This is a genomic window from Coleofasciculus sp. A1-SPW-01 (assembly GCF_040217205.1).
GTDB lineage: Bacteria > Cyanobacteriota > Cyanobacteriia > Cyanobacteriales > Coleofasciculaceae > Coleofasciculus > Coleofasciculus chthonoplastes_A.
The window spans coordinates 1-20,427 of sequence record NZ_JAVJNP010000082.1 but is presented as its reverse complement, the minus strand read 5'-3'; the positions used below and the strand labels follow the sequence as shown (position 1 = coordinate 20,427).

19 protein-coding genes and 1 pseudogene are annotated in these 20,427 nt (G+C 45.0%); 9 read left to right on the top strand and 11 right to left on the bottom strand.

Annotated features, from left to right (window positions below):
• The 6 genes and pseudogenes from RH949_RS12485 to RH949_RS12460 form a co-directional block, all read right to left on the bottom strand.
• A pseudogene (locus RH949_RS12485) lies at positions 1 to 335 on the bottom strand (glycogen debranching enzyme); the annotation flags it as partial.
• A gap of 207 nt (positions 336 to 542) precedes the next feature.
• Complete coding sequence (locus tag RH949_RS12480) at positions 543 to 998, bottom strand: AAA family ATPase (protein WP_006104616.1); 456 nt, start codon at positions 996 to 998, stop codon at positions 543 to 545.
• A 143-nt stretch (positions 999 to 1,141) separates the two neighbouring features.
• Positions 1,142 to 1,888, bottom strand: coding sequence for a phosphatase PAP2 family protein (locus tag RH949_RS12475; protein WP_446353471.1), 747 nt, complete (start codon positions 1,886 to 1,888; stop codon positions 1,142 to 1,144).
• Positions 1,889 to 2,027: 139 nt separating this feature from the next.
• Positions 2,028 to 2,801 (bottom strand): nucleotidyltransferase domain-containing protein, encoded by a 774-nt coding sequence (locus RH949_RS12470; RefSeq protein ID WP_006104568.1) that lies wholly within the window; start codon positions 2,799 to 2,801, stop codon positions 2,028 to 2,030.
• A gap of 196 nt (positions 2,802 to 2,997) precedes the next feature.
• Positions 2,998 to 3,936: a C69 family dipeptidase gene (locus RH949_RS12465; protein ID WP_446353469.1), complete on the bottom strand. Its 939-nt coding sequence runs from the start codon at positions 3,934 to 3,936 to the stop codon at positions 2,998 to 3,000.
• 169 nt (positions 3,937 to 4,105) lie between these two features.
• Positions 4,106 to 5,035, bottom strand: a complete 930-nt coding sequence (locus RH949_RS12460; protein WP_446353467.1) for a nucleotidyltransferase domain-containing protein — start codon at positions 5,033 to 5,035, stop codon at positions 4,106 to 4,108.
• A 165-nt stretch (positions 5,036 to 5,200) separates the two neighbouring features.
• Here RH949_RS12460 and csaB point away from each other — a divergent pair, with 165 nt between their 5' ends.
• The 3 genes from csaB (at position 5,201) to RH949_RS12445 (ending at position 8,758) form a co-directional block, all read left to right on the top strand.
• Positions 5,201 to 6,256, top strand: a complete 1,056-nt coding sequence (csaB, locus tag RH949_RS12455) for a polysaccharide pyruvyl transferase CsaB (protein ID WP_006104665.1) — start codon at positions 5,201 to 5,203, stop codon at positions 6,254 to 6,256.
• A 294-nt stretch (positions 6,257 to 6,550) separates the two neighbouring features.
• Positions 6,551 to 7,888 carry a hypothetical protein gene (locus RH949_RS12450; RefSeq protein WP_006104608.1) on the top strand — a complete coding sequence of 446 codons (1,338 nt, stop codon included), beginning with the start codon at positions 6,551 to 6,553 and terminating at the stop codon, positions 7,886 to 7,888.
• 18 nt (positions 7,889 to 7,906) lie between these two features.
• On the top strand, positions 7,907 to 8,758 hold the full coding sequence (locus RH949_RS12445) for a Cof-type HAD-IIB family hydrolase (protein ID WP_006104603.1): 852 nt from the start codon (positions 7,907 to 7,909) through the stop codon (positions 8,756 to 8,758).
• A gap of 210 nt (positions 8,759 to 8,968) precedes the next feature.
• Here RH949_RS12445 and RH949_RS12440 read toward each other — a convergent pair whose 3' ends face one another.
• On the bottom strand, positions 8,969 to 10,030 hold the full coding sequence (locus RH949_RS12440) for a DALR anticodon-binding domain-containing protein (protein WP_446353464.1): 1,062 nt from the start codon (positions 10,028 to 10,030) through the stop codon (positions 8,969 to 8,971).
• Between the two features lie 110 nt (positions 10,031 to 10,140).
• On the opposite strand from RH949_RS12440, the gene RH949_RS12435 reads away from it, so the two are divergent.
• The 5 genes from RH949_RS12435 to RH949_RS12415 all read left to right on the top strand — a co-directional run bounded on the left by RH949_RS12435 (position 10,141) and on the right by RH949_RS12415 (position 13,566).
• On the top strand, positions 10,141 to 10,848 hold the full coding sequence (locus RH949_RS12435) for a Crp/Fnr family transcriptional regulator (RefSeq protein ID WP_006104574.1): 708 nt from the start codon (positions 10,141 to 10,143) through the stop codon (positions 10,846 to 10,848).
• Positions 10,849 to 10,895: 47 nt separating this feature from the next.
• The gene (locus RH949_RS12430) at positions 10,896 to 11,435 is read left to right on the top strand and encodes a Uma2 family endonuclease (protein WP_446353462.1); all 540 of its coding nucleotides are present in this window, start codon (positions 10,896 to 10,898) and stop codon (positions 11,433 to 11,435) included.
• A 192-nt stretch (positions 11,436 to 11,627) separates the two neighbouring features.
• Positions 11,628 to 11,939 carry an AAA family ATPase gene (locus RH949_RS12425; RefSeq protein ID WP_446353460.1) on the top strand — a complete coding sequence of 104 codons (312 nt, stop codon included), beginning with the start codon at positions 11,628 to 11,630 and terminating at the stop codon, positions 11,937 to 11,939.
• Between the two features lie 356 nt (positions 11,940 to 12,295).
• Complete coding sequence (locus RH949_RS12420; RefSeq protein ID WP_446353458.1) at positions 12,296 to 13,087, top strand: AAA family ATPase; 792 nt, start codon at positions 12,296 to 12,298, stop codon at positions 13,085 to 13,087.
• Positions 13,088 to 13,191: 104 nt separating this feature from the next.
• On the top strand, positions 13,192 to 13,566 hold the full coding sequence (locus RH949_RS12415) for a hypothetical protein (protein WP_446353456.1): 375 nt from the start codon (positions 13,192 to 13,194) through the stop codon (positions 13,564 to 13,566).
• A gap of 141 nt (positions 13,567 to 13,707) precedes the next feature.
• On the opposite strand, the gene RH949_RS12410 is transcribed toward RH949_RS12415, so the two are convergent.
• Positions 13,708 to 14,670, bottom strand: a complete 963-nt coding sequence (locus RH949_RS12410; RefSeq protein ID WP_446353454.1) for a phosphate ABC transporter substrate-binding protein — start codon at positions 14,668 to 14,670, stop codon at positions 13,708 to 13,710.
• Between the two features lie 129 nt (positions 14,671 to 14,799).
• The gene (locus tag RH949_RS12405; RefSeq protein ID WP_446353452.1) at positions 14,800 to 15,840 is read right to left on the bottom strand and encodes a PstS family phosphate ABC transporter substrate-binding protein; all 1,041 of its coding nucleotides are present in this window, start codon (positions 15,838 to 15,840) and stop codon (positions 14,800 to 14,802) included.
• Between the two features lie 368 nt (positions 15,841 to 16,208).
• Between RH949_RS12405 and RH949_RS12400 the strand changes: the two genes are divergently transcribed.
• Positions 16,209 to 16,907 (top strand): PEP-CTERM sorting domain-containing protein, encoded by a 699-nt coding sequence (locus RH949_RS12400; protein ID WP_446353450.1) that lies wholly within the window; start codon positions 16,209 to 16,211, stop codon positions 16,905 to 16,907.
• Between the two features lie 294 nt (positions 16,908 to 17,201).
• Here the strand turns inward: RH949_RS12400 and RH949_RS12395 are convergent, their stop codons facing one another.
• Both RH949_RS12395 and RH949_RS12390 read right to left on the bottom strand, forming a co-directional pair.
• The gene (locus tag RH949_RS12395; RefSeq protein ID WP_446353448.1) at positions 17,202 to 18,227 is read right to left on the bottom strand and encodes an ABC transporter permease; all 1,026 of its coding nucleotides are present in this window, start codon (positions 18,225 to 18,227) and stop codon (positions 17,202 to 17,204) included.
• Positions 18,228 to 18,431: 204 nt separating this feature from the next.
• Positions 18,432 to 20,084 (bottom strand): ABC transporter substrate-binding protein, encoded by a 1,653-nt coding sequence (locus RH949_RS12390; RefSeq protein WP_446353446.1) that lies wholly within the window; start codon positions 20,082 to 20,084, stop codon positions 18,432 to 18,434.
• Between the last annotated feature and the right edge of the window lie 343 nt (positions 20,085 to 20,427).

Below are 20,427 nucleotides of genomic sequence, written 5' to 3'. Positions count from 1 at the left end.
TCGACAAAGCGAGGCTTGTCGGTGTCAATCACCACCACCCATTCTCTGGCTTGCAATCCTGGAGGGAGCGTAAATTCAATCATCTCATAGTGAGCATTGAAGCAGATGAAGAAACTCTCATCCATGACTCGTTCCCCCTCCTCTCCTGGCGTGGCAATTTCTTCACCATTTAAGAAAATACCGATCGCCTTGGTATACCCCGCCATCCATTGATCCTCGGTCATGTCGCCACCGTCGGGGTTAAACCAACCAATGTCCTTAACGCTAGAACCATGAATCGCTCGACCGAGAAACCACTTGCGTCGTCGGAATGTCGGATGCTGGCGGCGGAAATAGTAATCGGTTATCCATCTAGTTGGATTGTAGGGTGGGCAAGACTATAAACATTGAAATGCTGATGTTATAGTTCGCTGCTCTTGCCCACCAAGCGAGGAACTGTAATTTAGTAGTATGGTTAAGTTGGGTTAATATATCTGACTTTTCACGGCATATAATAATTTTGACCGAACGTCCAAATCTGCTGTAACACAAGTTGACTATTGCTATCCCTTGCTGTATTGATTCCACTCTTTGACGATAAACGAATAATTTGCCCCCATTTTCACATAATAAAGCGCATCAAACCCTTCATCCCAGCGCGGTAAAACCAGCTTTTTATGAGTTGCTAAAATCCCCGGTACAGGAATCACCTGTTTGCCTTGGCGTTGAGCATTCCGTCGCTTACAATCCTCTACAACCGATTGAAAATAATACCCCACAACCCGAAATCTATTTTCCTTCGCAGGTAGGATATAACGCGCTCTATCTGCCGGAGTCGGATTCGTGTTATCCACAACAAACCGCTGTTGAGCATCGAGACATGCTTGAACCAGAATCGCTTCCCGATGCCGAGTTTTGAGCATATCCAAGTTAATCCGGATATGAGTATTATAAAAGCGATCGCGGCAAAATGATGATTTCCCTGACGCCTGAATTCCGATTAAGATAACCGCTTCCATAGTGGTTTTGCTTTATTGCTGCGACAACTCCATAACCCTTAAATTGAAGGGGACTGAAATTTTGGCTGGTGGGCAATGCCTACCCTACGGTATATCAAGGATTTCGGTGATATAAAATTATTGAGCGTATTATTGTCCTTAAATTAGGATGAGAGTGACTGTGGTGAGTTATTACGGTATTGATGATAGCGTCGGTAAATCTCAAGATTTAACAAACAAGCCATCAGCCAGGTTAATCCTGCCGCTTGTCCGGCTACAATATCTGTGGGCCAATGAATACCCAGATAAACCCGACTGAAGCCAATTAAAGCAATCAAGCCAATAATTAGGCTAACAATCCACCACCGCCAACGGCGAAAGTGACGGGCTAGTAAATAGGCAATAAAACCATAGATAACCAGTGATAACATGGCATGACCACTAGGGAAACTGGAGGTATTGGGTTCACTCCTAGTCATTTCCCAGAGTTGAGGGCGTTGACGGTCAAATAACTGTTTAATTAACAGGTTTAATCCGGTTCCGCCAATAGCAGTAATCGCTAAAGCGGTAAAATAAACGCGCTGTTGTCGCGCCCAAAATATTGCCCCTAAAATTAGACAAATTAGAGTAACAACCACGGTTCCGCCAATAATCGAAGCCCCCCGCATTACCCAATCTAGCAGCGGCGAATGAAATTGTTTAACCAGCAATATTAGGGTTGTGTCAATTGCCTGAGTTTGCTTTTCTAACACCTCATCCGCAATTTCTAGAAATACCCAAAGCCCCGCAACTGTTAGGATTACCCCTAAAATCGGGATAATAGCAAGCTTCCAGAACAGAGGCTTATTAGCTTGCGATCGCCAAATCTGAATGAGACTTGCTATGATTTGGCTTGATTTTTCCTTGAACATCGTTATACAGACATAAGCTGTTATACATTTAAATTGGGAATGGGTAGCGAGCAAGATGCTCGCACTACCAACAAAAATTACTTTTTGTTAAAATTGATTTTTGGGGATTTATATAATCCTTGCGTAGCAAGACACGATGTCATTTATTTGCCCCATCTTCCCCATTCAAGCGTAACCGAATTAGCAGGTCATTTAACGCCTCTTTTGCCGAGGGTGTGGCAGGTAGTTCACTCGACTGACTGGCTTGTTCTAATTCCTCATACAGCCGTTCGTATTCTCCCCGATAAAATCCTAAATCTCCCTCTTCTATCGGAGATTTTTCCGCACTGGTTAATTTCTGGGTAATTAAATCGGAAATATAGGATAATCTAAATTCTTCATTCAACTTGAGCAAATTGGCTTCCACTTCACCAGTTTTCATTAAATGAATACCCGTGAGTAAAACCCGATAGACATAAAGCAAGGGCTTAATTCGGCGCGGACATTCTTTGCCAAACAGTCGCCATTGAGTTCGGGCAAACCCCAAGTAATGATGGCTGTGGTGACGGGTGATGCACCCTTTCGCGATCGCTTTTAATTCTTGATGTTCTGGAGTTGTATGAACAATCAGCGGAGAGTACAATTGCTCTAAGACATATCCATTCTTTTTTAGAAGCAGAGAAAAAAACTTTTTGATGTCGTGAGTGACTAAATCTAGTTCTAATTTATCTCGAATTTCGGCAACTTCAATTGTCTCACGTCCGGTTTCTAGTCCAACGACGTCTTGTATTGGTAAAATGTGGCTACCGCGCAAATCGTAATCCGAATCGGGTGAGGGAAATCCGTATAAATGCGCCCCGCTAATGGTGACAAATAATAGCGGATACGGCTGTTTGCCAACAGCGGGAAGTAAGCGATTTTGTCTTTCAATCATGACTTGCCTTATTTTTGAAAAATATCTCTACCGATTGGGTTAAATCGGATTAATCGGAAACCTTCGTAGGGGCGCACAGCCTTATTATGTATCAACTTAAGCTCAAAACTCGGCAATACCTTGATTTGACCCCTTCCTAACCCTCTCCTTGCCAAGGGGAGGGAACTCGGATAACTTTTACTTATTCTGCCTAATCTTAATGTACTGATACTGAATCGACTAAAAAACGCTTTTGTTGATAAGTTTGCTGACAGGGAAATGGCTGCTCAATAAACCAGTGTTTACAGCCATCTGGCGACAGAGACGAAACTTGACTTCCGGCGCTTTCAAACGCACCGTGCATACAAATATTCCCCTTGTGTTCTCGTAAAATTGATTGTGCTGTCTCAATGGAAAATTTGCCTTGATTAACTTGACATAAATGTCTGACTGTCCCTTCTCTGGAATCAATGGATAGGGATTCTGAATATCCTCCTTCCGAAAAAATGCTGGCAAAATCAAAATCTTCCTCTCCCGCACACCATCCTCGATTCACCGCATAATTAATTATCTCTGGATGGCGCAAATCACCTGAATTGCGAATACTGAGATTATTAGAAATTGAGCGAGTTCCTTGTTGTACTCGTTCAGCTACCCAATACTCGCCAGCGGTTTCTAATACCCAGGCGTCTTGGGCATCTGCCAGAATAAATGAGTTATGATAATTCATGGCAAAGTTTTCGGCACAATTCCCGCCTTGTCCATATTTGTTTAGCAACGATGTGATTACATGAAGCGCGTCTAACGCTGTTTTGCCGCGTTCTAATCCTAAGCGGACTAAATCCATGCCCAGCAACCCTTTGGTTTTATAGGGTTCAACTGTCCAAACGGCTTCATTGCCAATTACAACGCCACATTCATTTGCCCCCATTTCTGCACCCCACATCCATCGGGGTTTGGAGAGGATCACTGCTAGGGTTTTGTTGACTTGGGGAATTGAAATATAGGTGCATTCAACTGTTGTGTTTGAGTTGTCGTTTCTGGCGGGAATGACGACAACATCTTGAAGTTCACCCTGGGGGCGATCGCTATTTTTGCCGAATATAATATCGCCGTTGAGTGTTGAGTTGGGTAAGGACACAAATGTATCACACATAGGATTTATCAATTTGATTTCAAAAACAGGTGGTGAATGGAATAAGGGATTTAACGGGTAGAGACGTCATGCTACGTCTCTACAAGGTTATGATGTGTTGGCAAATATTTTGATATTTCATTCTTTATTTATAGGAAGGGTGGCAAAGGTTTAGGGCGCTAAAGTGCAACTACAAGCATAACGATGAGCGGCTCCGCCTTGCTTTTATTAAGAATGTGTTGGCTTTTTCATAGTCTGGGCGTTCGGGTAATGAGGTGTTTCTCAAGGCTTGATCAAACTGATGATGTAAGGATAATCGCCAAGCGTTTACCTCGTCCCAAGCCATGTCTCCCTGGCGAATCGCTAGCAATTGTTGTCGATAGTCCTCGACTTTAACCGGAACAAAGCCGTCTTTGAGGATGGTAATCCCTGATAATAACAACCGGATCAGATGCATGGCGTGTTTTAAGCGAATTTTTCCTTTGGTGCGGAGATCTTGCTCCATTTTTTTGAATTGGGACATTGCATAACCGTTATAGGTTTGATAGACTAATTGCGACAGAAACATTTCTCGTTGGTCTAGCAAGTCTTTGGCGATGGGGGTTGCTGTCTCGACTAAGGGAGTATACAAGCATTCTAAAACATTGGGATTGGCTTTAAGCGCTAAGATTAAAAACTTTTGGAGTTCCCAATAACATTCCTGGTTTTCTTTATTTTCTAATTGTTCGGGAATGCCGTAAAGTGACCAGTGAACGTCAGCAGGCGGTAAGTAAATCCCACGACGGTCAATATCTGAGGTTTCCTGATCTAAACCAAACGCCCTAGACCCGACAATACAACGATAGATGACATACTCGTATAAATTGTAATCACTCAGGCTATCGGCGGCTTGCTGTAATCCTTCGTTTTGAAAATGCTTGCGGATACTAAATTCCTGTCGATTTAGGGTGATTTCAACGTTGTTCGGTAAACGGATACGATAGGCATGGGAATTATCAGTTGGCGATTTGACGATAACACCAACCGCACCGCGTACACATAAGGGTTCATTGGCAGAATTTTTGACCTCGACACGACTGACAACTTGCGTACCGACGGGCAGAATTAAGTTAGGATTCATGGATAACTCGATAAGCTGTCATGCATTTAAATTGAGTATAGGTAGTGAGCAAGATGCTCACACAACAAGGATTTTTATGAGAACCGTCTGCCTTATGCCTTTGACACAGCGATCGCGGATTGTCCTAAACTGATACGATACCAAACACCGATCATTAATCAGGGCATGGGGCAGAAACGGGCAATAGTATGCGGATATTATGGCAAGGGCAATGGGGGTGATGAGGCGTTGCTGGCGTCGTTGCTGCAAATGCTGCCTAAATCGATAACACCACTGGTGCTTTCAGGTAATCCGAACCAAACACGTAAACGCTATGGGGTAGAAACCTGCGATCGCACCTCGGCGTTCCGTGTCTTGCAAGCCTTTAACCAAGCCGATAGTTTTATCTGGGGAGGTGGCAGTTTAATCCAAGACGCCACCAGTGCCATGAGTCCAGTTTACTACAGTGGTTTAATGGGATTAGCTCAACAGCGGGGCTTAAAAACTATTGCCTGGGCGCAGGGAATTGGTCCGTTGCAGCGCCCTCTGACGCGCTGGATGGCACGACAATGTTTTCAGGGATGTACAGGCGTCAGTGTCCGCGATCGCACCTCAGCCGCCCTCCTAGCCGATTGGCAGGTGCCGTTTCGGGTGGCTCCTGATCCAGTCTGGGCATTAGACTCAACCCCAGTCCCCGGATTATGGGACTTAAAAGCACCCAGAGTCGCCGTCACCTTGCGATCGCACCCCCATCTTACCCAAGAGCGTCTCGCCAACCTTACCCAAGCTCTGATCGCCTTTCAAGAAGCCACCAAAACCTGTATACTACTTGTGCCATTTCAGGCATCTCAAGATCTGAGCATCGCCCAATCCATTGCCTCCCAGCTTCCGGATACCCATCAGATTTTCCAGCTCGATGAACCCCAACAATTAAAAGGATTGTTTCGGGGAGTAGAAATGGCAATTGGGATGCGCTACCACAGTCTGATTATGGCAGCAGCCCAAGACTGTCGCTGTTTTGCCTTAAGCTATGACCCGAAGGTTGATTCCCTAATGGCAGAACTCGACTTGCCGGGATGGAGGTTAACCGACATACCCGATGACTCAAACGCGATCGCGCATACCTGGATCGATTACTATGCCAATGGTAATCCTCTTAGCCGCGATCAAATCCAATCCTTAGTCGATCGGGCGTTGATGCATCAAGATTTATTGGTAGACATCCTCGTCAAGGATTCATAAAAAACAAAGGCAGAGGGCAGAAAGCAGAAGGCAGAGGGGTAGAGGGGATTTATTCCGATGCTTTTGCATACTCTGGTGAGGCGGTTGTTAAATTCTCCCAGCACAATTTGTAATCTGGCGAGTTTTGTGTCTTACTTTGGAAAGGAGTCAAAAACCAGGAAATCTTAACTCACCTTGGCTCTGAGCCATCCCCCAGCTTAAAATCCAAAATACTGGTTTATATCAATAACAACTTAAAATTCATAGTCCATAATTGATAATTTGGTTGATTTGTGACCCTCTGGATGAAGAGCAATGAGTGATTCTGACACCCCTAATAAAGAGCCTCTCCCGGAGTCCAGTGAATGGACCGATGAGAGTGCTAAACATACTCCCGATGAGCCAGAGAATCCTGAATCTCAGACGCTGCTCAACCTCTTTCAGATAGCCGACATGAATGAGGATAAACCCCAGCCGGATGTGGATATCGACCAAACCGTCGAGTTAGACTCCCCACTCAACGTTGAGGCAGAACCTAGCGATCCTGAATCACTTCCCACCCTGGCAGAATCTCGCAACAAAGACGCGGATTGGTTTGCCCTTGCTCAAAAAATGCGCCAGCGCAATCGCCGCTTGCTCGAACAAATTGCTCAACTTCAGGGCGCCCTGAATGAAAAACAAGACGCCTTAAACGCCGAGATGCTGCGATCGCAAGAGCAGGATAGTCTGATTGTCCGCCAAGGCGAGGAACTTAACACGCTGCAAGAGCAATTAACTCGTCTGTTCCATACCCTAGAATCCTCCCATCAAGCCGCAACTCGTCAGCAAATTCTGATTGAAACCTTATCCGAGCAACTACAAAGCTCTCAAGAACGAGTCGCCCAACTAGAACGGGAATGCGCCCTCACCCAGCAACGGAATAACGAACAATCCCATCAATTAGTGCAATCGGCTAATACCTGTCGAGAACTGAAAACCCGCTTACACCGACAACAACAGCAAACCTTACAATTCAAAGTCGCCCTGGAAAAATGCCTGGAAATGCCGAATCGTCAGGTAAGCGAAGCCCAACCTACCCGTCCAAAACGGGATGTAGGCGGTGTTGTCCCCAAAGCCCAACCCATCCAACCGTGGTCCACTCAACAGGATTTCCTCGCCGACGAATCCTCAACGGATACTGAACCCCTCTGGAATCGTCCCCTCCAGCTTGATTCATTATTGGCGACATCTGCTTCAGATACCGAAGACGTTACTGAACCCACAGAGTCTCACCCATCAACAACGCCAATTGACTCAACCGTTACTCCGATTTCAGGCAGTACGGCGGCGGAGTTAGAAGCCGAGCGACAACTTCTGGCGGAAATGAACTCCCTGGCGCAAGCTTCAGGATTATCAGAAGTAGCATACGATTTAACTCAGGAGCCAAACCCTTGGATGCTCGAACCCGGAAGGGAAGCCGAAACGGTTGATGAATCCGGATTCTCCTCAGCAGAGACATCAGAGACTGAAGATGAATGGGATGAAGAGAATGAGGTGACTCTCCCCCAACCCAATTGGCCCTCACCTGTGGTTTATCCCCTACGACGCCCGAAAAAAATTAAGTCATTGTCATCAATTGAGTTACCGAGTTTTCCCCGGTATCGCCCTGTCTAGATAATCGATATAAAACAGATGTCCCAATCCTTAGAACCTCAAGAGCGAGATAGCCTGGACATTCAATTACTGGTTCTGGATATTGATGGCACGATCGCGGGTGAAACCAATACGATTACAGAACCTGTAAAGCAAGCCATTCGTCGGGTACAAACAAAGGGAATTCAAGTCGCGATCGCAACCGGACGCATGTACTGTTCTGCTTTACGCTTCCATCGGCAGGTTGGTTCTACCCTACCGATTCTGGCGTATCAAGGCGCATGGATTCAAGATCCCGCCACAGAGACAATTCACCGCCATTTATCCGTCTCCCGTGCTAGGGCTGAACAATTATTGGATTATTTTGAGAGTGACATGCTGCGATCGCAACTTTCGGTTCATTTCTATATCAACGATCAATTGTATGTTCGGGAAATGACCCCCGAAACCCAGCGCTATGCTCAACGGGCAGATATTCAACCCCTCTCGGTGGGTGACTTGCGTCAGGTACTCACCAACGAACCCACCAAGGTATTAGCCCTCTGTCAAGATACAACGGTTATCGACCAATTATTTAGCCGCTTGCGTCAGCAATACACCCCCGCCGAACTTTACCTGACTAAATCCGTCGCCACCTTCTTTGAAGCAACCAATCCCCTCGTCAACAAAGGAGAAGCCGTGCGCTACCTAGCCGAAAACTTGCTGGGATTATCTGCCCAAAATGTTATGGCAATTGGCGATAACTTTAACGATATTGAAATGCTGGACTATGCCGGGTTCGGCGTCGCCATGGGCAATGCGCCTCTCGAAGTTCAGGCGATCGCGCAATGGGTAGCGCCCTCTGTTGAACAAGATGGCGTAGCTACAGCTATTGAAGCGTTAATCTTGTAAAGTTTAGCTGGATCAGAAAGGGAACCGACGACTGTCCGTGTTTCGTCTCGGTTCCCTCGCTGGTTCGCTCCTCACACATTCAGAATCATACCGGAATAAGTGGAAAATGTCACGCCTCGTAAGAAAAGTTGTTTTTCTATGCTCCTAGAATAAAAAAACCTTTCCTTTCACCTATACCCAATTCTTCATCTCCCCCAGCTTCCCCAGCACCTACAACGCTCTAGGAGCAGATACACCCAATTTTTCCAGGAGCGATCGCAACACCACCTGTGTAACCCCGATTAACCCCAATCTCGCCCGCGCCAAGGGCAAATCATGAATCTTCACCTCTCCCCAAATTCGGCAGGATTTGTAAAATTGCTCATAAGCCTCACTGACAGCCAATCCTTGTTTAACCCAACGCTGACAATCGGAAGTACTGATCACGTCTAACAGATCAAAAAGCTGGACAATCAAATCCCATTCAGCAGGATGGTTTGTACGTAGCCTTACCGACTCCCTATCGGAGTCTCCTGCATCCTGGAGCCAAGGAATTGGATTTGGGTAAATGATCGTAATTGGGGATGGGTGAGTGGTGACTGAAAACAATTCCTCCTTGTCTCCCTCAGCTTCCCCAGCTCCCCCAGCTTCCCCAGCTCCCCCAGCTTCCCCAGCTCCCCCAGCTTCCCCAGCTCCCCCATCTCCCCCATCTCCCCCATCTCCCCCATCTCCCCCATCTTCCCCCCCTCCTGTATCGGTGATCTCAATCAATCCCTGTTCGTCAGCTAGACGTAAAAGCGAACAGCAACGAGCATGAACATATTGAATGGGAAAAAGCTGATCAGAATCCGGCTGATTGTGTTGAGATTTTTCTCGGTTCCCTCTTCCTCCTTTTGGGTGAAATTTATCGTTTAAGTCATTTGGGGACACTGATGGAAAATAGGGTATTTTAAAGCACTCTTGTAAGTAAGTAGCCAAAGCGCGATCGCCAAGTCGGAAAAGAATCCAGCCTGGAGGCAATACTTCAACGGTAAAATTGATACCAATCGTGTCAGCAGACTCTTGAGAAAGCGTTAGCAAAGCTTCGGTAAGCTGATGAGCGATGTCTAAGGGAGTCTGTTGCCAAGCCGAAGATAACTTAAGTGCGATCGCTGACCGATAGCATACATAATTAGAAATAGAGGTACGGTGTAAAGGTACAGTATTCGGTGTCAACTGAGCCGCTATGGGTAAGGTATTGATTCTGTCAATTGCCTGCCAAAGCTGTCGTTGAAACTGAGATTTTATACTCACATTTTTACTGAACGACTTTACCGTAAAAACTCGGTAGTTAAATGTATTTTTAGCTACTTTAAACTCCATGTACACTGAGAGAAAAATGGGATCTCCATCCTAATCGATCTATGAATTTCCAACCCTCAACCTCAGACCCATCCCGACCATTCTTAACCTGGCAACGGATTCTGGATTGGGCGCAGGAACACTACCGCGATCGAACGTTTAACAAAGATGAGCGAATTCCCACTCGTTCAGGGTTGCTGTATCTCGTGCAGCGAGGCACAGTACGCCTAATGGGTACCACTCAACTGAGCTCCCATGACTCAACAGACGGATCATTACCCCCAATTCTAGAAGAAGCCTTTTTAGGATTTGTCAGTGCAGGTCAGCCGTTTGAAATTGTCGTTCAATCGCCCTTTACTCTGTCCGCCTACTCCCATATTGACCAAACCTCAGTTCTCTGGATGTATTGGCATGAGCTAGACAATTGGCCCCACTTCCGGCGTGAGGTTTTTAATGCGTTCCACTATCAACATCAGCGTAAACTCCTATGGTTAAGCACATTAGGACAACGCAAAACTATTGATCGCCTTTTCGGATTACTTACTCTAATCATTGAAGAATTTGGCGAACCGACACCCGATGGCTACTGTTTGCCATTTCCTTTAACTCACGGGCAAATTGGTAGTGCGATTGGTGCAACTCGTGTCACCGTGACTCGCTTAATGGGAAAATTACGCAAAAAGGGATTGATTAGCACCTACGGGGATAATTTAATTTGCTTACCCATGCAATCTGTTGATTTTAATAACGATAGTTCAAAATCAAGCTAATCGGTTATTTGTTATCATATCAAACCTAGATAGTTGAGGATATAGTAATGGTTATAGCAGCAAATTTAACTGATAATTTTTCTCTAGATGACTTTATGGCTAATCCTCCCGATCATACAGAGTGGGTGGATGGACAATTGATTGAGACAACGGGAATGACGATAAAACATAGTCGAATTCAATCGAGATTAGATCGTTACTGGGGAAATTACATCAGCGAGTCGGGACAAGGCGGTGAACCTTTCGTCGAACTTCCTTGTCGCACATTGCGCCAGGGGCGTCGTCCAAATGTATCTTATTTGACATCCCAGTTGCTCGATCAGTATGGTGATGTGGCTGTATTACCCCAAAGCCCCCCTCTGATTGCCGAAATTGCCTCACCCACAGATACAGCCGAGGACTTATTTGCCAAGGCGACGGAGTATTTAGAGTCAGGTTGTCAAGAAGTTTGGTTAGTGTTTCCTGAGACTCGTTGGATTTTGGTGATCACTCAGAATCAGACATTAGCATTTCGTTCCGGTGATGTGGTGAGTACGCAGATTGTTCTAACCGGGTTTAGCATAGCCGTCGATGAGTTGTTAGCCTAAAGTTCGTAGTTGCGCTCGTAGTTGCGCTTTAGCGCCATAAAAGCCGATATCCCTTACTAAGCTGTCATGCATTTAAATTGGGTATTAGTAGCGAGCAAGATGCAAAGCCTGCGGCATGGCTTCGCTTAACGCACTACAAGCTTGACGACAAATTTTATACATTCCTGCAAACCTAAACCTGAGAACCAGTCCATGAAAATAAGTAAAATAATTATCAAGGGCTTTCAACAGTTCAATAATTTCCAGTTGGATTTGGTAAACCCCAAGACAGGTAAACCACCAGATAAAATATGCTTTATTGGTACGAATGGAACGGGAAAAACAACGATTCTGGATAAAACAATCAACACATTAAATAAGTTTAATGGTCATGAAAATCAGCTACAACCACTGAAAAACATGCCATTCTTCGCTGTAAAATTTTCTGCCTCGTCTGGAGATTTTTTTGCTTTACATTCTCCCTATAGCAGTCCTGGTTGGTTTGATAAGCTGTTCGGCATTTAAACCTTAATATCAATAATGGCGTAATCCTTGTAGTGCGAGCATCTTGCTCGCTACTAATACCCAATTTAAATGCATGACAGCTTACTCCAATAGTCTACTATAATGCTGATGTCGAACAGACTGACGAATGGCATCGGTTTGTCACTGATCCAACCCAAAAAACCGTACCACCTAACTTCTGCATACAACACTACATTTCCAGCCCGCCCATTCCCTCGTTTACCAGCAAGAGAGATTTAATTATTCATGTACCAGCCGATCGGTCATTGCTTTTACAGCAAGGAGATTTACCTGTAACAACACTTAACGAAGCTTTAACGCTATTCCAAAATTTTCCAGTTTATCACTTTATATCTATGGAAACTGCCGGAGAGTTTTGGAAACTATTAATTTATCTGGTCAAAAAACGGGAGAGTGATTACCTAGATCACTTAAAGAAACCTGAAAATAAAAAGAAAACGATTGAAGAGGTTGAGGCGGAATTTAACCAAAATCATCCAGAGATTCTCCAAGAAATTGGAAACTTATGGAATCGAATACTAGACAAGCCAGGACTAAAATTCGATATTGAAGAAGCAGGAATTCCTGTACAACTCAACGAAAATCTTCAGGCGTATGTGAAAGTTAAGAGTACAAGTCAAGCCTTACCGTACAACAGCCTCAGTAGTGGGATTCGTAGCTATATATTCAAGTTAGGGCATATTAAAACATTGTACTTCCAACGTCAGATAGAGCGAGGTTTTCTATTGGTTGATGAACCTGAAAATAGTTTATATCCGGATCTGCTTTATGACCTAATTGAGCAATATCTCTCAATTATCCAAAACACACAGTTCTTTGTCGCTACCCATAATCCAATTATCGCCGCTCAGTTTGAACCTTATGAGCGAATCCACCTGGATTTTGATGAGCAAGGGTTTGTCACGGCGACATCGGGCGTTACTCCGATTGGAGATGACCCCAATGATTTGTTAATTAAAGATTTTCATGTACGCAGCATCTACGGAAAACAAGGACTACAAAAATGGGAACGATTTCTGGAACTACAGCGATTAATTAACTCAACTAGCGACATAAATCGCAAACAGGAATTGATTGCTGAATATCTAGAAATCGGAAACGCCTATAACTTTGATCCATCCAAATGAGATATCTGAGAAAGTCAGCGCAGTCAAAGATAATTTCTAATCAGTGGCAGTATTCAAATCAAAGTGATAGAACTAAGATAAGGCAAGAACTGCTAAACGAACAGATGGGATTTTGTGCCTACTCCGAACGCTATATCCAAAGTACAGATGCTGTTGATGTGGAACATTTTGATGCTCGGTTGAAAAGCACAGAGAATGATAGTTACTGGAATTGGTATACTGTGCTGCATTGGATCAATCAGCACAAACCCCGTAATATCGAGCCGTTTGAACCTATCCTAAAGCCATATTCTGCGGATCTAAATCAACGGATAAAGTATGAAAATGGGCAATTTATTGCGGTCGATCCAAATGACAAAGAAGCTGAAAATCTGATTAAGTATCTTGGGTGGAATAGACCTGAACTGTACGAAGATAGACGTAAGCATATCGAGCGCATCCGATTTGTGCAACAGGTATATAAAAATAACCAAGATTAGTTCTTTGATTATTTAGTGAATCACCCAGAGAATCTCAGTTTTTTCTCCGCTATGAGCGTTGAGTTAGGACTTCCTGATAGTCTGATCGAAAGGATTAGCAAAAGCTCGTGAAATTCCTATAGGAGAACATAGCACAACAACTTACTGGTTAGTCGCCGCGATCGCACCTTGTCCTTGGGGTGAACCAACATAACCCAGAAAGGCTTGCACCTGCGGCGTTGCAGGCTGTTTGTAGACGTAGTAAAGTTCTCGTTGATAGGGATAATTTGCCGCTTCTGGGGTTAACCCATCGACAGGTACAATTCGCACCGTTTGTTGATCGGCAACCTGGGCGTAGGTAGCATAACTAATTCCATTGTTGCCCAATTCTCGCAAAATTGGAGTGGTTGCATCTTGCTGCATTGTGACAATGTTAGGTGTTGTGCCAAATTGTCCACCATTGAGTACCAGTTCTTGAAACGCCTGACGAGTTCCGCTAACCGGAGGGCGGTTAATCACCCGAATCGGTTCTGGAGCACCACCGACTTGTGACCAATTGGTAATCTGTCCCTGAAAAATTTGCTGAACTTGCGCCTGAGTTAAGCCTCGCTGAAAGGGATTTTCCTCACCCACCACGATCGCGATCGCATCTTTCGTTACAGGTACAGCCACTAAGCCTTGGGACTGTTCTTGGGAGGTCAGAGGACGAGAAATCGCCGCAATATCGACACTTCCTGTTAACAGCGCTAGAATCCCCTTATCTGAACCCCCAGCTTGGGTTTCCACAGTTGTACCAGGAAACTGCTGTTCAAAACTTTGTTTCAAGGCTTGATTAATTTGCACCATACTCGTCGAACCTGCAATCCGAACAATTGTGCCACTGGGGACAGTTTGAGGCGGCGGAAAAGCACTATTGGGATTCGCGGCTGGCGTTCCCGGATTGGCAGGTTGAGTCGGTGGGGATGGATTTTGGGCTGGGTTATCTTCACCTCCCATCAATCCTCCCATCAATCCTCCCAAATTCATCCCCGATTGACGAGTAAACCACCAAAAACCACCCGCTAATATAACGAGTGTAATTACCAATGCAGCAATAAGGGTTCCAGTTTCGTTTTTCTGTGACATAATTAATGGTCATTGGTCATTGGTCATTGGTCATTGGTCATTGGTCATTGGTCATTGGTCATTGGTCATTTGTCATTTGTCATTTGTCATTCGTTTACTCCCCCATCTCCCCCATCTCCCCTACTCAACTCAGCGCAAACTCACGAATCCGGCTTGGCTAATTAAGTCCTGACCCTGATTCGTAAGTAACAATCGCGCATACGCTTCCCCGGCTTGTTCATCAAGTTGACCATTTTGTTTAACAATGACAAATAATCGACGAGTAATCGGATAGCTTCCCGATTGAAACGCCTGCTTATTAAGCTGATTGCGCTGTCCGGGACATTGGGAAAGCGGCACAAAGGGTTCCTGGTAAGGAGGAACCAGTTCATCGGGTTTGCGTCCAATCGGTAAAGATTTTATTGTACATTGAGGCACAACTTCAGGTGCAGAGGCGTAATAAATGCCGCCAGGATTATCCGCTAACACTCTCAGGGCTTGAGTTGTGGTGGGGATAAACTCAACCGTCGCGCCAAACTCTTCTCCCTCTAAAATATTGTCCATAAAAAACTCAATTGTACCGCCTTCTTCTGGGCGTCTGGAATAAGGGATAATCGGTAAATCAGCACCCCCGACTTGATTCCAGTTGGTAATCTTACCCGTATAAATATCTTTTAGCTGAGTAATCGTCAAACCCGGAATTTGCAGGTCAGGATTAACCGCAACGGCGATACCATCAATAGCGATAGGAATTTCTTTGAGAGTAAAGCCGCGTTGCTGGGCTTGTTCATATTCCTCTTGTTTCAGGGGGCGCGAGGACTGGGAAAACGCCAATTGGTTATTTAACAGCATTTTAATCCCTGTACCCGAACCGGGTGCGCCTGTTGTCGGATCAGTGTAACGCAATCGGAATTGGGGCCACACGGTTTGAATGGCGGGGTCTACGACTTCACGGATGGGTGCCCAAGTCGTGCTACCTCCATAGCTGAAGAGTCCTTCGGGTACACCTTCCACTTGGGCAAAGGTTTTAGCCTGTTGGGATTGTTCAGGAGATTGACGATTAACCTTAACCTGGCGGTTTGTGTTGATTAAGTCAGACTCACGGCTAAACCACCAAACCCCGCCCCCAACTAAACCAAGGGTAATCAGCAAGGCTAAAACTAATACAGTCGTTTCGTTTTTCTGAGACATGCGATCGTGAGTTCAAGTCGCCAAATCACCAATCACCTCTAGCTTACCTGGCAATTGTCCAGTTTTTTCGCATCCCCCTTGTCTCCCTTATCCCCCTGGTTTTCCTAGAGTGACAAAAGAGCGCCAGAGCCAGTCTAAATGATTCGTGAACAAAAATGGGGTTGAAATGTTTGTCTAGCAATGATCGTTAGTTCACAACTGATTTAGACGCCGGATAGCTTTACAAAAACTTTAAATAAATAGAGTATTTACACTGAATTTCTTTACGAAAACTTTACACAAAAGGTTTAAAAGCGAGGTTAAGCTGTTATTGAAGTTGAAAAACTTTACACGTCTTTACAAAAATAGGTATCATAATGTATCAAAAAATGAAGCTTGCGATCGCGGCGGCTGGCGCCCTGTTGGGTTTAGCCACACTCTACGCTAACCCAGCCCAAGCTGCCAAGGTTACCTTTGAAGAATTCAATGCAGGGGATACTTTTCCCCCATTCGGACCATCAACTCCGACACCTCCAGGTGTAGCGGTAACAATTGGTGGTATTGGTAACGGGACAACTGGCGGAAATCCCCGTCTGCCAATGATCTTTGACAGCACATGCGGTGGTGGTATTGACGACAGTAACTGCACAGGTAATGACGATGACTTGTTCTTTGGAAACCAATTCGGCAACGTTCTAATTATCAGTCAAAATAACAATTCTGCTAGCCCAAACGACAGCCGATTTGGTGGTACGTTAACCTTTGATTTTTCCGAGCCTATCTTTCTTAAAAGTTTAGTCTATCTGGATGGTGATGAAAGAAGACCAGCGATATTTGAAACATTTAACGGTAGTACTCTAGTAGACTCGTTGAGTAGTGTGGGCGCTGGAGATAACGAGTTTATTACAGTGGACGGTTTTAGTAATACCAAAGTAACCCGTCTTGAAGTTGATCTCCCTGGTAGTGGTGCCATCGATGATGTTACCTACGCTGTTCCTGAACCCCTGACCATCCTGGGTTCCAGTATGGCGCTAGGATTTGGGGCTTTGTTTAAGAAACAGCAATCGAAAAAGCAAAAGAAAAATTAGCTCAAAAGCCAATATAGCCAACTAGCCATCTGGTTTTGGAGTCAATAAATTGAGGTAGGTTGGGTCAAGGTACGAAACCCAACAAACGCTAGCTGGAATCTGTAATCTGTTGGGTTTCACTTCGTTCAACCCAACCTACCAAAGTCATACCAAATCCGGGGAACGCTACCCCCGTTATAACCCAGTCCGCGCAGGCGGACTTTGTTTGTGTAGCAGCGATTTCAATCGCCGTGGCTTTGGCAAGTGTAGCAGCGATTTTAATCGCCGTGGCAGGGGTTACTAAACAATGAATAATCAATAGCGAATACGCGGGTCAATTAAAGCATTGATAATATCAATCGCAATACTCACCATCACCACAATTGCGCCAAAAAATACCATAATTCCCTGCACCGTCGGGTAATCTCGTGACTGAATCGCTTCATATAATCGATTCGCTAATCCGGGCCACGAAAAGGTAACTTCAGTTAACACCGCACCCCCTAGCAACGAAGCAAACGTGAGTCCCATTACTGTAATCACCGGAATCAAAGCATTTTTCAATGCATGACGCAGCAGAATCGTCCGTTCCTGAATCCCTCTAGCGCGTGCAGCTTCCACATAATCAGCCTTCAGCGTTTGCTTGAGATTTACCCGGACAATACGCTCAAAAATTCCACTTAGAAGAATTCCTAAGGTTAACGAGGGTAGGGTTAAATAATATAACGCCGTTAAAAATTGGTTGAAATTCCCATTCAAGAGACTATCAACCGTATACAGTCCAGTGAATCCTGTGGGCGGAGTTACTGATGCCGGAAATCGTCCACCTAGGGGAAACCATCCTAACTGTACGGCAAAGATTAACTGGACAATCATTCCTGCCCAAAATATCGGTAAGGCATAGGTAATAATCCCAAATAACCGTCCCCCTAAATCAAAGACTGTACCAGGACGAGAGGCGGAAAAAATACCCACACCAATTCCTACAGTTATCGCGACTATCATACTACATACCGCTACTTCTGCCGTCGCCGGAAAATACTGCTGAATTACTTGCCAAACATCTCGTCCTTGGTCAGTAATTGAACTACCTAAATCGAGGCGGAGTAAACGGAGTAAATAGTTTATATACTGTAACGGTAGCGGCTGATTTAATCCCAACCGTTCCCGAAATTCAGCTTTCACATCTTCATCTGCACGATTACCAATTACCGCATCAATGGGATCTCCTGGCGTAGCGCGGAGGAGTAAAAATACGATAGTAACAATCGTCCACATCATTAACGGTGCTAGAAGCAACCGGGCGATGATGTAGTAAAGTAAGGCACGAGAACGAGACATCTGAATTCAAATTAGGTAGGGCGAGTAGGATTAACACAGGTTTATCGTTGCGTGCATGTTAAACAATAGGGTTTTGTTTGTCGTAAGCACTTTAGTGCTATAACGCCTAGCTGTATAGGGCTAAAGCCCTCACTACGAACCAATGCTAATCCACCAAATAAGGTGTGCCACGCCACTATAAATCGAGGCTTTGTAGACGTCAGCTTAAGCATTTTTGTCAACTTGCCAAAACGAGATACCAATAATTGGGTTAATTTCTACGTTCTGTAAGCTGTCTTGAGCAAACGCAAATTCTTTTTTCTGCAATAAGGGAACCATCGGCACATCTTGAGCGATTAGCTCTTGAATTTGCTCAAATAGTTCTTGTCGCGCCTGGGGATCTTGTTCCTTTCGTTGAGCATCAATGAGTTGGTTCATTTGCTCACTGTAATAGAAGAAACCTTGACTTTGACTAGCTCCTTCCTGACATCCAGTTTCCGCTGAGCCTTTCGTACAACTGAAAAAAGGACTGACGTAATTATCTGCATCGCCAAAATCTGGGAACCAAGCGACTAAATAGCTGGGATAAATGCCTTTGGGAATATTACCAAAGAGGGTAGCAGATTCAACAGATTGCGGTTTAACTTGCATCAAACCCTCCATTTTTTGCTCGGCATATTCTTTGATAAGGGTAACAATTTGTTGGCGCTGGGGGCTATCGGAACTGTACCAAATTTCAAATTCAAACGGATTTTCGGCAGAAAAACCAGCTTGGGTTAAAAGTTCTTTTGCCTTTTCCACATTGCCATCCCCATAAGGTTCCTTAAATACAGGTTTGCTGGTGGCGAAGGTGTCGGGAATAATACTGTAAGCGGGTTCCGCTTGACCCCGATAGACGCGATCAATGATTAACGGGCGATCCACTAACGCCGCGATCGCTTGTCGGACTTCTACCTGATCTAAGGGTTTCTGCTTGACATTTAGCACCATATAGTCTACACGACTGCTGGGTTTTTCTAGTACCTGATACCCTTTGGATTCAGCATCCTCTTTGAGGCTGAGAATTTGATCGGCATCTAAGTCACGATAGGCAATATCAACCGCACCTGTGGTAAAGGAATTATACAAGTTAGCGGGACTGCTGAGAAACTGAAAGTCAATCCCTTGATTAAGCGGTTTTTCTCCCCAATAGTCCTCGAATACATCCACTTTGACTAAATTTGGCTCAAAGGAAACCAGTTTATAGGGACCCGTTCCCACAAAATCATTGGGTTTAAATTTGCCTTGTCCAATTTCATAAGCTTGAGGCGAAACTGCACTTAATCCAGGAAAGGCTAGTAGGTAAGGGAAGGGAGCAAAGTCATTTTTTAGCTTGATTGTGAGTTCGTATTCCCCTGTGGCTTCTACGGATTCCATGACGTTAGAAAGTAGGGCGGAAGGTTTACCCCCGTTTTCACTAAACCGCCTCAAGGAAAATGCCATGGCGTCTGCGTTAAAGGGTGTGCCATCATGGAACGTAACACCCTGACGCACAGGAATCGTGTAGGTTAACCCATCATCACTGACTTGCGGGAGTTCTGTCGCCAGTTGAGGGATAAGCGTATCTGTATCCCCCTCGTAGGTATAGAGGCGATCGCCTAAGCTGGTAATAATATCGCTAATCGCCACTTCATAGGCATCAGCGGGGTCAAGGGTTCGGGGTTTGGCAACGGAACCCACAGCGATGCGTTCAGGGCTACTGATGCTAGTGACGGAACTTGCAGCATTATCAGTGGGTGTATTTTGCCCACCACAACTAATAATCAGGATGCAACAGCAGCAGAATAAACCGAGAAATTGAATAATCTGCCGTTTCTGACGAGATAAGGGAAATTTCATATTAAGCCCTGAACTAAAGTTCGCGCTAAAAGCTTAAACCCGTTAAAACGGGTTGGCAGCCTTTGATGTAGTAAGCTAAAGCTTATACAATCGGCTCCCAAACCGCAATCGGCACTCCCACAGGCGGATAGGGATTTGTCACGTTAGAGCATCTCAACATTGCCATACATCCGTTGAAGCTGATGCGTCGAAGAATTTTTGTTTTATAGAAACGCCGTAAAACCCACATCCTTTTAGGTGTGGGATATAAGGCGGGTCATCGGAGGTACGGAGATGACCAAACTATCTGGTCTTCTGATTTTCAATGTAACGCTTAACCGTCTCACTACTGACATTTCCCGCC